Below are 12,587 nucleotides of genomic sequence, written 5' to 3'. Positions count from 1 at the left end.
ACGTCGCTTTTACCTTCAAGTGGTGGGTGCCTCCAACCTATGCACCACTTGTAGGGCCAGCCCCCTAACCCGGCAGCGCAGCCGGGCCACTGGAGTTCACGTTGACCAGCACCGCGCAGCCGACGGGTTCGGAAGGCCGCAAGGCCCATCCCGAACATCTCGGCCATGTCATCTTCATCACCGCGGCTGCCGCGATGGGCGGCTTTCTCTTCGGCTATGACAGCTCTGTCATCAATGGTGCCGTCGAGGCGATCCGTGGCCGCTATGAGGTCGGTTCCGCCGTACTCGCCCAGGTGATCGCCATTGCGCTGATCGGCTGTGCCATCGGCGCCGCCACCGCGGGCCGGATCGCGGACCGCATAGGCCGTATCCGCGTGATGCAGATCGCCTCGGTGCTGTTCACCATCAGCGCCGTCGGCTCCGCTCTTCCGTTCGCCCTCTGGGACCTCGCCTTCTGGCGGATCATCGGCGGCTTCGCCATCGGTATGGCCTCGGTCATCGGCCCGGCCTATATCGCCGAGGTCTCGCCGTCCGCCTACCGCGGCCGTCTCGGCTCGTTCCAGCAGGCCGCGATCGTTGTCGGCATCGCCGTCTCCCAGCTCGTCAACTGGGGCATCCTCAACCTCGCCGACGGCAAGCAGCGCGGCGTCATCGCCGGCCTGGAGGCCTGGCAGTGGATGCTCGGCGTGATGGTCATCCCGGCCGTCCTCTACGGTCTGCTCTCCTTCGCGATCCCCGAGTCGCCGCGGTACCTGATCTCCGTCGACAAGGTCTCCCGGGCCAAGGAGGTGCTTGCCGAGGTCGAGGGCAAGGCCGTGGACCTCGACAAGCGGGTCGCGGAGATCAAGGACGCGATGCGCCGCGAGCACAAGGCGTCGTTCAAGGACCTGCTCGGCAGCAAGTTCGGCTTCCTGCCGATCGTCTGGGTCGGCATCGGACTGTCGGTCTTCCAGCAGCTGGTCGGTATCAACGTCGCGTTCTACTACTCCTCTGCGCTGTGGCAGTCCGTCGGCATCGACCCGAGCGCTTCGTTCTTCTACAGCTTCACGACGTCGATCATCAACATCATCGGCACCGTCATCGCGATGATCTTCGTCGACCGGATCGGCCGCCGCCCGCTGGCGCTGGTCGGCTCGGCCGGCATGGCCGTCGCGCTCGGCCTGGAGGCGTGGGCCTTCTCCGCCAAGACCGCGGCCGGCACCCTGCCGGCCGCCGAAGGCACCGTGGCCCTGATCGCCGCCCATGTCTTCGTGCTCTTCTTCGCCCTCTCCTGGGGCGTCGTGGTCTGGGTCTTCCTCGGCGAGATGTTCCCGAACAAGATCCGTGCCGCCGCGCTGGGCGTCGCCGCCTCCGCGCAGTGGATCGCCAACTGGGCCATCACGGCCAGCTTCCCGAGCCTGTCGGACTGGAACCTCTCGGGTACGTACGTCATCTACATGGTCTTCGCTCTGCTCTCGATCCCCTTCGTGCTGAAGTACGTCAAGGAGACGAAGGGCAAGGCGTTGGAGGAGATGGGCTAACCCCCCGCCAGTCCTTCTCCTCAGTACTGGGTACTGCCCCGGGTCATCAGGGACCCCGGGCAGTACCCGTTTTTTGTGCCCGTGCGCCGCGGCGCGCCTCAGGCGTCGCTGCCGGCCGGAGGCGCGCCGTCCGCCGCACGGAACGCCCGCCGGTACGCGGCCGGCGTGGTGTGCAGCGCGCGCTGGAAGCGTCGGCGGAAATTGGTCGCCGACGACAGGCCGACGCGCAGCGCGACCGCTTCGACGGGCAGATCGCTCTCCTCCAACAGCGCCCGGGCGGCGCCGATACGACGGTCCAGCAGCCACTGGCCGGGACTCGTGCCGAGTTGTCCGGCGAACCGCCGGGCGAGGGTGCGCGAGGAGATCCGCAGCTGCCCGGCCATCTCCTCGACGGACACCGGCTCGGCCAGCCGGCCGGCCACCCACTCCAGCAGCGGGGCCAGTGAGTCTCCCGTGCCGGGGGCGGGGGCGGCATGCTCCCCCGGGGGCGGCGCGGCGTACTGGGCCTGGCCCCCCTCCCGGTGCGGCGGCATGACCATGTGGCGGGCGATCCGGGCGGCATGGGCCGCGCCGTGGTCGCGGCGTACGAGATGCAGGCAGAGGTCCACACCGGCCGCCGCTCCCGCGCTGGTCGCCAGGTCGCCGTGATCGATGTAAAGCACCGAGGGGTCCACCTCGACGCGGGGGAAACGCTCGGTGAGAGAGGCCGCCAGATTCCAGTGGGTGGTCGCCCGGCGGCCGTCCAGCAGCCCGGTCTGCGCCAGCGCGAAGGCGCCGGAACAGATGCTGACCAGCCGGGCGCCCCGCGCATGTGCGCGTCGCAGTGCCGTGCGGACGGCGGGTGCGAGCGGTTCCCCGGCAGGCATCCAGCCGGGGATGACGACGGTGTCCGCGGTCTCCAGCGCCGACAGGCCGCAGGTCACCACCATGTCGTAGCCCGCCGTCGTCGGTAGGGGGCCGGGCTGTGGCGTACACACCGCGAAGTCGTAGCGGGCGGGCACCCCGGGGCGCCGGGTGCCGAAGACCTCGGCGGCACAGCCGAGTTCGAAGACCGACTGGGGCGGGCGCACCAGCGCCACCACGCGGTGTAAGGGGTCCGGCTGCGGGGCGCGCCGCGGCGATGATGACATGGCAGGAAAGTACCCGAGGACGTCATTTCTGACACTGGGGCCGAGTCGTCCGTCCGGCAAGAGTGGAGACATGAGCGATAGGGAGACGACCCCGGAAGCAGCCACGGGCCCGGACGCGACCACGCCCCTGGACGCGGCCACGGGGCCGGACGGGCAAAGGGCGAGGCCCGGGCGGAGCGCAGGAGGCGTGGGCCGGACCGCGGGTTACGTGTGGACCGCGGTGGACGACGCCCCGGTCAAGGAGTTGTTCCCCGGCATCCGGATCAGGCCGCTGTGGACCGGCGGCAATGGGGCGAAGGCGCAGGTGCTGGAGATGGATCCGGGCAGCTGCTGGGAGGGCATCGATGTGCACGCACCCGGGCCCGAGGAGGTCTTCGTGGTCTCCGGCACCTTCCACGACGGTGACGGCGACCACCCGGCCGGGTCCTTCCTCCATGCGCCGGCCGGCTCCTGGCACGTCCCGCAGTCGGCGGCGGGCTGCACCCTCTTCGTCTTCTATCCGGAAGGCTGAAACCCGCCCCCGGCCGTCAGTCCTTGAGGCGTGGCAGCACCTCCTCGGCGAACAGATGCAGCGAGCGCCACCCCTCGTCGACGGGCATCCCGCCGCACAGCGGATGCAGGATCAGCGAGCCCCGGCCGCCCGCCTGCCGGGCGAGCCGCAGGCACTCGTCCGGGGTGACGATGCGGTAGACGCCCTCCTCGCGCAGCGCCGCGACGTCCCGGGCGGACGAGCGCACCGCGGAGCGGATGCCGGCGGACTGCCAGGAGGCGTACATCCGGGCCTCGTGCAGCAGATGGTCCCCGTACGCCGCCCAGGTGCGGTCCGGGTCCTCGGAGAGATGGAGGAGCGAGGTCCGTTCGGGCGGCTGCATCACCCAGCCTTCGGTGCCGAAGGCGGTGCGCTGCTCGTGGTAGTAGGCCTCCAGTTCCGGGAGGTGGGCGCTGGGGAAGAGGGGGAGACCCAGACGGGCCGCGCGCCGGGCGGCGGCCCGGGAGCTGCCGCCGATCAGCAGCAGGGGGTGCGGCCGGGTGTACGGGCGGGGAGTGACCTGGACCGTGCGCCCCCGGTAGGTGAACGGTTCACCGGTCCAGGCGGACAGCAGGGTCTCCAGCACTTCGTCCTGGAGCGCGCCACGGCCCCGCCAGTCCTTCCCGTGCGCCGCGTACTCCTCGGGCCGGTAGCCGAGACCGGCGACGGTGACCAGCCGGCCGCCGCCGAGGAGGTCGAGCGAGGCGAGGTCTTCGGCCAGCCGCAGCGGGTCGTGCAGCGGGGTGATCAGCGCGGAGACGGTGACGCCGATGCGGCGGGTGGCGCCGAAGACGGCACCCGCGAAGGTGAGCGGGGAGGGCATCCAGCCGTTGGTGGTGGCGTGGTGCTCCTCGGTCTGGACCATGGTCAGGCCGCGGTCGTCGGCGAAGGCGGCCATCTCGACGGCGGCCCGGTAGCGGGCGGAGAGCGCGGCGGGCGTGGGCGCGGGGTCGACGAGGTTGATGCGCAGGACCGTGACGGGCAGGGCGGTCAGGCCGGGCAGCGCAGACAGGTCAGGCAGGGCAGACATGGCAAACGTCCCCTTCGCCAAGGCGGTTGGCGAAGGGGACGCTAGCTGACGTTACGTCAGATCACTAGAGGGCGGTTGCGGTCCGCGGGGCGGGCCGGGTCAGCTCACCTCGGCCGGTTGCCGGGCCCCGGCCGCGTCGCCGGCCCCGGCCGCCGGGACGGACTCCCGGGGCGCCGGCAGTACGGCGAAGACGACCGCGGCGATCGCGATCGTGGCCGCCCAGCCCAGGCCGTTCTCGCCGATCCAGGTGGTGGCCAGCGGGCCGGTGAACCACTGGACCTTGGTGAAGCACAGACCCGCGCCGAGCGCGACCGCCCAGGCGGTCATGGCCTGCCAGCAGAAGCCGCCGGTGTACCAGTAGCGGCTGGTGCGCCCGGTGTTCATCAGGCTGTCGGCGTCATAGCGCACCGCCAGCTTGCGCCGCCGGGCCATGTCGATGCCGTAGACGCCGATCCAGGCGGAGAAGGAGACCGCGAGCAGCGTCAGGAAGGCGATGAACTGGCCGATGAAGTCCTGGGCCACCAGCATCATGAACAGGCCGCCGACCAGGCTGATGACGGCATTGATGCTGACCGCGAGGGCGCGCGGCAGCTTGACGCCCATGGTCTGGGCGGTGAAGCCCGCGGAGTACATCGACAGGCTGTTGATCAGCACCATGCCGACCAGCGCGGTGACCAGGTAGGGCACCGCGAGCCAGGACGGCAGGATGGTGCCGAGGAACGACATCGGGTCGGTGTTCTGGCCGGCCAGCTTCGGGTTCGAGACGGCCATCACGCCGCCCATCAGCACCATCGGCAGCAGCACCAGGGCCGCGCCGGAGACGGTGGTGCCGACGATCTTCTTGCCGGACGCGGAGTGCGGGAGGTAGCGCGCGAAGTCGGGGCCGGTGGGCACCCAGCTGATACCGCCGGCCGCGATGGTGCCGATGCCCGCGATCACCATGGCGGTGGTGCCGGCCTTCTTGGCGAAGATCGCGTCCCAGTTCATCGTGGCGACCAGGTAGACCAGCACCATGATGCTGAACAGGCCGAACAGGTACGTGGAGTACTTGTTGCAGATATTGAGCGCCTTGCGGCCCAGGCCGCTCACCAGATAGGTGACGGCCACGAAGACGAGCAGGGTGACGACGACGAGGACGTCGTTCTTCTCGATGCCCAGCAGCAGATGCAGCACGGTCAGTACCGCGTAGGCGCCGGTGACCGCGTTGATCGTTTCCCAGCCGAAGCGGGCGACCCACAGGATCGCGCCGGGGAAGTAGTTGCCGCGGACGCCGAAGGCGGCCCGGGAGAGCATCGCGCCGGGGGCGCCGCCCCACTTGCCCGAGACCGACAGCACGCCCACCATGCCGAACGCGACGGCTGCGGCGATCACGGCCACCAGCAGGACCTGCCAGAAGTTCAGCCCGTTGTTGACCACGAGCGAGGCGCCCATGGTGAGCAACAACACGCTGATGTTGGCGGCGACCCAGGTCGGGAAGAGCTCACGGACGCGGCCCTGGCGTTCGCGGTCGGGGACGGGCTCGATGCCGCGGGTCTCGACGGCGCCTTCGGTTGCGGGAGCGGAAGCGGACGTGGTGGTGCCCATTGGTGCAGGTATCTCCGTGCGGGGATCTGGAGGCACCCCCGGGGGGAGGAGGTGCAGGCAGCGGCTGTGGTGCCTTGGCCAGAATTGGTTGCCAGGACTCTACGCGCGTTGCGCGGCCGCCCACCATCGTACTTTGATCCAACTTCTACCGATTCGTTCCGTTGGACCCCACGACGAGAACGAGTGTCGCCCACCTTCGTCGAACGGTCCAGTCGGGCGCTTCTGACCAGGGCCGGGGGTGGTACGGACCGTCGCCGGCCCGGTACGCGCCGTCGCCCCGCCCACCCGGTGGCCCGCCCGTCGCGGCGGCTCCCTGCGGGTCATCGGCCGGCGGGGAGATCCCCGTCGCGTCACCGGCCCGCTCGCGCTCTTCGGTGCCCTTTTCCGGCCACTCCCGGCGTCCGTTCCCCGCCCGCCGTGGCTTCGGCGCGTGCGGTCCCCACGGGCGGGGCGTGGCTGATACTGGAGGGGTTATGGAAACCGTGATCCTTGCCGTCATCATTGCCGTGGTCGTGCTCGGCGCGATCAGCGGGCTCGTCGTCAGCGGCCGCAAGAAGAAGCAGCTGCCGCCGTCCCCGCCGGCCGCCCCGAAGCCCTCCGTTACCGCGCCCCCCGCCGAACCGCAGGTCGGCGAGGAGGCCGAGACCCCCAGCGACGAAGAACGTCGCACCATCGAAGAAGTCACTCTGCCCACCGCCGAGGCCCCCGTGGCCGAAGCACCGGCCGCCGAGCCCGAGGCGCCCGCCGCGCCCGAGATCGAGGTCCCCGAGCCCACCGCGGGACGGCTGGTCCGGCTGCGTGCCCGGCTCTCCCGCTCCCAGAACACCCTGGGCAAGGGCCTGCTGACCCTGCTGTCCCGGGAACACCTCGACGAGGAGACCTGGGAGGAGATCGAGGACACCCTGCTGACCGCCGACGTCGGCGTCGCTCCCACCCAGGAGCTCGTCGAGCGGCTGCGCGAGCGGGTCAAGGTCCTCGGCACCCGTACCCCCGAGGGGCTGCGCGCCCTGCTGCGCGAGGAGCTGCTCGCCCTCATCGGCACGGACGCCGACCGCACCGTGCACACCGCCAATGGCATCGGCAACGGCGGCGACGAGATCCCCGGCGTCGTCATGGTCGTCGGCGTCAACGGCACCGGCAAGACCACCACCACCGGCAAGCTCGCCCGTGTCCTGGTCGCCGACGGCAAGTCCGTGGTCCTCGGCGCCGCCGACACCTTCCGCGCCGCGGCCGCCGACCAGCTGCAGACGTGGGGCGAGCGGGTCGGTGCCCGTACGGTCCGCGGACCCGAGGGCGGCGACCCCGCCTCGATCGCCTTCGACGCGGTGAAGGAAGGCATCACCGAGGCCGCCGATGTCGTGCTGATCGACACCGCGGGCCGGCTGCACACCAAGACCGGGCTGATGGACGAGCTCGGCAAGGTCAAGCGGGTCGTCGAGAAGCACGGCCCGGTCGGCGAGGTGCTGCTCGTCCTGGACGCCACCACCGGCCAGAACGGCCTGGTCCAGGCCCGGGTGTTCGCGGAGGTCGTGGACATCACCGGAGTGGTGCTCACCAAGCTCGACGGCACCGCCAAGGGCGGCATCATCGTCGCCGTCCAGCGCGAGCTCGGCGTCCCCGTCAAGCTCGTCGGCCTGGGCGAGGGCGCGGACGACCTGGCGCCGTTCGAGCCGGAGGCCTTCGTCGACGCCCTGATCGACTGAGACCGCCGGGCGCCACGCCCCGGACCGTCATCGGCCCCCGGACCCGCACACGGCGGGTACCGGGGGCCGGCGTCATGCCCCCTGAGCGCCCGGGCCCCGGCGCCGCGCCCCTGGGTGCCCGGGCCTCCCGGGCACGTACGCGGTGTCGCGTCCCGGCGCCGCACGTCCGGTGAGGCGGAAGGGGCCGCCCGGGCTCACACCGCCGCGCGGTGGCACACGTACGCCAGGGTGCCCACCACCAGCCGCGCCTGCGGAGGCCGGCCCGCGGTGGCCGGCGTCGGCGGGCGCAGCCACCGCATCGGGCCGTGGCCGCCGAGGTCGGAGGGCGGCGCGGTGATGTGGTCGCCGGGGCCCAGGGACCGCAGATCGAGCGTCGCGTCGTCCCAGCCCATCCGGTAGAGCAGGCCGGGGAGTTCCTTGGCCGCCCCGGGGGCGACGAAGAACAGTGCCCGGCCGGTCGGGGTCACCGCGGCCGGGCCGAGCGGCAGGTCCATCCGCTCCAGGCGCGCCAGGGCGTTGCGCCCCGCGGCCTCGGGCACGTCGAGGATGTCGAACGACCGGCCCACCGGGAGTAAGAGCGCGGCGCCCGGTGTCTCCGCCCAGGCCGCGGCGGCCGTCTCCCAGCTCGCCCCGGCCGCCAGCTCCGCGGCGAAGGCCAGCGGATGGGCGCCGGGCGCGGGGCAGTCCGCGGCGCCGCACGAGCAGTCCGTGCCGCCGTTGCCCGCGCGCACCGCCCGGGCGCCGGGGACGACATCCCAGCCCCACAGCCCGGTGTACTCCGCCGCCGCCGTGATGTCGGTCGAGCGGGCGCGGCGCCGGGAGCTGGAACGCATCTCTCGGATGCCGCCGATCGTGAAGCCCATGCCCCCTCCAACGGGTGGTGCGTGCCAGTGGTTACGAGTCGGCGGGTTGACGGCGTCGTGCCCTTCACGCTCCGTCGCCGGCTCGTGGTGCCGGTGGTGTGACGTGGTGTGCCGGGTGGTGCGGTGTGCCGTGCGAGCCCTGGCGCGCTTCGCTCCGCCCGGCCTTGCTCGACCTGTGTCAAGTCAATCGCGAGAGCCTGTCGGGGAGTTCATACGAAGGGGTGGCGAATGGTGGCGTTTCCGCAATCGCCCTCGCGCGAGGGGTGATCGTAGGATTACTTTCGGTGCACGAACCCCGAAGAGGCATCATTCGCACGGGTATGCCGGTGGCAACCACCGGTGGGGCACAGGCCAAAAGGTGTGGCCGGAATCCGTGGTCGGGTAGATGTACCCCGGACAGGCGTCGCAACAGGCGGCAGGCTGTGGCGGGTTCGCGGCACGCGCCGGGTATCCGGGCACCGGGCACAGGCATCAAGGCAGCTATCGGGATGGGGGCTTCCAGTGGGAGGCAACGGCGGCAGTGGCGGCACCGACGCCGCCAAACAACCCAACGCACAGCTGGGTTCGTGGTTCATGCGCAGCGGCTGGTCCAAGGGGGAGCTGGCGCGGCAGGTCAACCGGCGGGCGCGCCAGATGGGCGCGCACCACATCAGCACGGACACCTCCCGGGTCCGCCGCTGGCTCGACGGCGAGCAGCCGCGCGAGCCCATCCCGCGGATCCTGTCCGAGCTCTTCTCCGAGCGCTTCGGCTGTGTGGTCGGCATCGAGGAGCTGGGGCTGCGCTCCGCGCACCAGTCCCCGTCCGTGTCCGGCGTGGACCTGCCCTGGGCCGGGGCCCAGACGGTCGGCCTCATCAGTGAGTTCTCGCGCAGCGACCTGATGCTGGCCCGCCGCGGCTTCCTCGGCACCTCCCTCGCCCTCGCCGCGGGCCCCAGCCTCATCGAGCCGATGCAGCGCTGGCTGGTCCCGGTCCCCGCGGGCCAGGGCGACGCGGCCGAGCCCGACGGCGCCCGGCGGCACGCGCGGCTGTCCAAGCCGGAGCTGGACCTGCTCGAGTCGACGACCGCGATGTTCCGGCAGTGGGACGCGCAGTGCGGCGGCGGGCTGCGGCGCAAGGCCGTGGTCGGCCAGCTCCACGAGGTCACCGATCTCCTCCAGGAGCCGCAGCCCGCGGCGGTGTCCAGGCGGCTGTTCAAGGTCGCCGCCGAACTCGCCGAACTGGCCGGCTGGATGAGTTACGACATCGGGCTGCAGCCCACCGCCCAGAAATACTTCGTGCTGGCCCTGCACGCGTCCAAGGAGGCCGGCGACCGGCCCCTGGGCTCGTACATCCTCTCCAGCATGAGCCGGCAGATGATCCACCTCGGCCGGCCCGACGACGCACTGGAACTCATCCATCTGGCCCAGTACGGCAGCCGCGAAACGGCCACACCGCGCACCCAGGCCATGTTGTATGCGATGGAGGCCCGCGCCTACGCCGGAATGGGCCAGCCCAGCAAGGTCAAGCGGGCCGTCCGGATGGCCGAGGACACCTTCTCCGACGTGCTGGCCGGCGAGCCCGAGCCGGACTGGATCCGCTTCTTCTCCGAGGCCGAGCTGAACGCCGAGAACGCCCACTCCTACCGCGATCTCGCCTATGTCGCCGGCCGCAGCCCCACCTACGCCTCGCTCGCCGAGCCCGTCATGGAGCGCGCCGTGGAGCTGTTCGGCCAGGACCCCGAGCACCAGCGTTCGTATGCGCTGAACCTGATCGGGATGGCCACCGTGCATCTGCTGCAGAAGGAGCCGGAGGCCTGCGCGGCGATGGCGCAGCAGGCGATCCCGTTCGCCCGGCAGGTCCGCTCGGAGCGGGTCAACACCCGGCTCCGCAAGACCGTGGACACCGCGGCGCGGGAATTCGGCGGTGTCGCCGAGGTGATCCGGCTCAGCGACGAGCTCACCCGCCAGCTTCCCGAATCAGCGGCGGCCGTCTGACGGCACGCCCTCCCCGGACTCCGGCCGCGGCCGCCGCCCCGTACAGCCCGACTCGGCTCCCCCATGCCAGGTCACGCGGGCGGCAGCCGCGGCCGGGCTGTTCTTTGCGCCTGAACCGGCGCCGCTCTCGCGGAGGGGGCCGGGCGCCGTGGGGGTTGCTCAAGGGGTGGTTCCGGTCCGGAGACCGGGGGACGTGGGGCCGGCCTGCGGCGGGTCTGTGGCTGGTCTGGGGCCGACCTGCGGCTGGTCTGAAGGCTGGTCCGGGGCCGACCTGCGGCCTGCCGGTGGCTGACCCGGGGGTGATCTGGGAGTTCACCGGGGTGTAACACGGGGGCCTTCTTCGTCACGGTGGGGAAACACCCGCAAGGTTTGGCCGAAACCACGCTGCGACAACCTCATCGCGAAGCCGGCCCACCAGAAACACGCCCGCACGGGCCGCATCGACGACGAGGAGACGCCGATGCCCCCAGGCATCCTGACGCTTGCAGCAGACAAGGTGACGCTCAGCCCGGCGAACACCGGGTTCATGCTGATCTGCTCCGCCCTGGTGATGATCATGACCCCCGGGCTCGCCTTCTTCTACGGCGGCATGGTCCGGGTCAAGAGCGTGCTCAACATGCTGATGATGAGCTTCATCAGCTTGGGCATCGTCACGATCCTGTGGGTCCTGTACGGCTTCGGACTCGCGTTCGGCACCGACAAGGGCGGCTTCATCGGCTGGAGCGGCGACTTCGCCGGCCTCTCCCACATCGGCCTGACCGAGCTGTGGGGCACCAGCACCATCCCGGTCTATGTCTTCGCGGTCTTCCAGCTGATGTTCGCGGTGATCACGCCCGCGCTGATCAGCGGTGCGCTCGCTGACCGGGTGAAGTTCACCGCCTGGGCGCTGTTCATCGCCCTGTGGGTCACTGTGGTGTACTTCCCCGTCGCCCACTGGGTCTGGGGCGAGGGCGGCTGGCTCTTCGAGCTGAAGGTCATCGACTTCGCGGGCGGCACCGCGGTGCACATCAACGCCGGCGCCGCGGCGCTCGGCGTGCTCCTCGTCGTCGGCAAGCGCATCGGCTTCAAGAAGGACCCGATGCGGCCGCACAGCCTCCCCCTGGTGATGCTCGGCGCCGGACTGCTGTGGTTCGGCTGGTTCGGCTTCAACGCAGGCTCCTGGCTCGGCAACGACGACGGCATCGGCGCGGTCGCCTTCGTCAACACCCAGGTCGCCACCGCCGCCGCGATGCTCGGCTGGCTGGCGTACGAAAAGCTCCGGCACGGCTCGTTCACCACGCTCGGCGCGGCCTCCGGCGCGGTCGCCGGCCTGGTCGCGATCACCCCGGCCTGCGGCGCGGTCAGCCCGCTGGGCGCCATCGCGGTCGGTGTGATCGCCGGTGTGCTGTGCGCCATGGCCGTCAACCTCAAGTACAAGTTCGGCTACGACGACTCCCTGGACGTCATCGGTGTCCACCTCGTCGGCGGTGTCGTCGGCTCGCTGCTGATCGGCTTCTTCGCCACCGGCGGGGTGCAGAGCAAGGCCAAGGGCCTGTTCTACGGCGGCGGACTCGACCAGCTCGGCCGGCAGGCCGTCGGTGTGGTCTGCGTACTGCTGTACTCCCTGGTCGTCTCCTACGTCCTTGCCAAGGCCATCGACCTGGTGATGGGCTTCCGGGTCGGCGAGGACGAGGAGGTCGCCGGCATCGACCAGGCCGCACACGCGGAGACCGCGTACGACTTCGCCGGCGCGGGCGGTGGCACGGTCGGCCGCAAGGGACCGGCACTCGGCGAGGCTCTGACGAAGAAGGTGGACGCGTGAAGCTCATCACGGCAGTAATCAAGCCGCACCGGCTGGACGAGGTGAAGGACGCCTTGCAGGCCTTCGGTGTGCACGGTCTGACGCTCACCGAGGCCAGCGGCTACGGCAGGCAGCGCGGGCACACGGAGGTGTACCGCGGCGCCGAGTACACCGTCGACCTGGTGCCCAAGATCCGCGTCGAGGTGCTGGTCGAGGACGCCGACGCCGAGGAGCTGATGGACGTCGTCGTCAAGGCGGCACGCACCGGCAAGATCGGCGACGGGAAGGTCTGGAGCATCCCGGTCGACGACGCGGTACGGGTGCGGACCGGGGAGCGGGGACCGGACGCACTGTGACGCCACCGCCATCCGCCGCAGTGGCGCGGCTCCGGCACCGGCGGCACCCGCCGCCGTGCCGGGGCGGATGCCCGGCGGCGGATGGCAGCCCGGCCCGCGGCGGCCCAGACTGAAGGTG

The 12,587-nt window shown here is 71.3% G+C and carries 10 protein-coding genes; 6 read left to right on the top strand and 4 right to left on the bottom strand.

The genetic code is table 11. The features are described from left to right. Positions 1-101 precede the first annotated feature (101 nt). On the top strand, positions 102-1,520 hold the full coding sequence (locus tag ACGFR7_RS18060; RefSeq protein ID WP_393319729.1) for a sugar porter family MFS transporter: 1,419 nt from the start codon (positions 102-104) through the stop codon (positions 1,518-1,520). 98 nt (positions 1,521-1,618) lie between these two features. On the opposite strand, the gene ACGFR7_RS18055 is transcribed toward ACGFR7_RS18060, so the two are convergent. After that, the gene (locus tag ACGFR7_RS18055; protein ID WP_393319726.1) at positions 1,619-2,650 is read right to left on the bottom strand and encodes a GlxA family transcriptional regulator; all 1,032 of its coding nucleotides are present in this window, start codon (positions 2,648-2,650) and stop codon (positions 1,619-1,621) included. A 187-nt stretch (positions 2,651-2,837) separates the two neighbouring features. Here ACGFR7_RS18055 and ACGFR7_RS18050 point away from each other — a divergent pair, with 187 nt between their 5' ends. Beyond that, a complete protein-coding gene (locus ACGFR7_RS18050; protein ID WP_393319723.1) occupies positions 2,838-3,161 on the top strand; it encodes a cupin domain-containing protein in 324 nt (107 codons plus the stop codon). 16 nt (positions 3,162-3,177) lie between these two features. On the opposite strand, the gene ACGFR7_RS18045 is transcribed toward ACGFR7_RS18050, so the two are convergent. Further along, positions 3,178-4,209 carry an LLM class flavin-dependent oxidoreductase gene (locus tag ACGFR7_RS18045; RefSeq protein ID WP_393319720.1) on the bottom strand — a complete coding sequence of 344 codons (1,032 nt, stop codon included), beginning with the start codon at positions 4,207-4,209 and terminating at the stop codon, positions 3,178-3,180. 99 nt (positions 4,210-4,308) lie between these two features. Further along, positions 4,309-5,793 (bottom strand): purine-cytosine permease family protein, encoded by a 1,485-nt coding sequence (locus ACGFR7_RS18040; RefSeq protein ID WP_393319717.1) that lies wholly within the window; start codon positions 5,791-5,793, stop codon positions 4,309-4,311. 473 nt (positions 5,794-6,266) lie between these two features. Here ACGFR7_RS18040 and ftsY point away from each other — a divergent pair, with 473 nt between their 5' ends. Then, positions 6,267-7,496 carry a signal recognition particle-docking protein FtsY gene (ftsY, locus tag ACGFR7_RS18035; protein WP_393319714.1) on the top strand — a complete coding sequence of 410 codons (1,230 nt, stop codon included), beginning with the start codon at positions 6,267-6,269 and terminating at the stop codon, positions 7,494-7,496. 194 nt (positions 7,497-7,690) lie between these two features. Here ftsY and ACGFR7_RS18030 read toward each other — a convergent pair whose 3' ends face one another. Continuing rightward, entirely contained in the window at positions 7,691-8,359 is a 669-nt protein-coding gene (locus ACGFR7_RS18030) for a bifunctional DNA primase/polymerase (protein ID WP_393319712.1), read from the bottom strand. 501 nt (positions 8,360-8,860) lie between these two features. Between ACGFR7_RS18030 and ACGFR7_RS18025 the strand changes: the two genes are divergently transcribed. From ACGFR7_RS18025 to ACGFR7_RS18015, 3 genes are all read left to right on the top strand, one after another. Next, positions 8,861-10,333 (top strand): hypothetical protein, encoded by a 1,473-nt coding sequence (locus ACGFR7_RS18025; RefSeq protein ID WP_393319710.1) that lies wholly within the window; start codon positions 8,861-8,863, stop codon positions 10,331-10,333. A 460-nt stretch (positions 10,334-10,793) separates the two neighbouring features. Next, positions 10,794-12,134 (top strand): ammonium transporter, encoded by a 1,341-nt coding sequence (locus ACGFR7_RS18020; protein ID WP_393319708.1) that lies wholly within the window; start codon positions 10,794-10,796, stop codon positions 12,132-12,134. After that, a complete protein-coding gene (locus tag ACGFR7_RS18015; protein ID WP_088800278.1) occupies positions 12,131-12,469 on the top strand; it encodes a P-II family nitrogen regulator in 339 nt (112 codons plus the stop codon). The genes ACGFR7_RS18020 and ACGFR7_RS18015 overlap by 4 nt, the downstream gene beginning before the upstream one ends. Positions 12,470-12,587: the final 118 nt, after the last annotated feature.

This window comes from Streptomyces sp. NPDC048516, from assembly GCF_043199875.1.
Taxonomy (GTDB): Bacteria; Actinomycetota; Actinomycetes; order Streptomycetales; family Streptomycetaceae; genus Streptomyces.
Note: the sequence above shows the minus strand (reverse complement) of the source record. Positions and strands in the feature narration are given on the sequence as shown.

Bases quoted from the DNA above. Each gene is read 5' to 3' on its own strand.
- ACGFR7_RS18020 (WP_393319708.1), top strand. From the start codon at position 10,794: ATGCCCCCAGGCATCCTGACGCTTGCAGCAGACAAGGTGACGCTCAGC.
- ACGFR7_RS18030 (WP_393319712.1), bottom strand. From the start codon at position 8,359: ATGGGCTTCACGATCGGCGGCATCCGAGAGATGCGTTCCAGCTCCCGG.
- ACGFR7_RS18045 (WP_393319720.1), bottom strand. From the start codon at position 4,209: ATGTCTGCCCTGCCTGACCTGTCTGCGCTGCCCGGCCTGACCGCCCTG.
- ACGFR7_RS18040 (WP_393319717.1), bottom strand. From the start codon at position 5,793: ATGGGCACCACCACGTCCGCTTCCGCTCCCGCAACCGAAGGCGCCGTC.
- ACGFR7_RS18055 (WP_393319726.1), bottom strand. From the start codon at position 2,650: ATGTCATCATCGCCGCGGCGCGCCCCGCAGCCGGACCCCTTACACCGC.
- ftsY (WP_393319714.1), top strand. From the start codon at position 6,267: ATGGAAACCGTGATCCTTGCCGTCATCATTGCCGTGGTCGTGCTCGGC.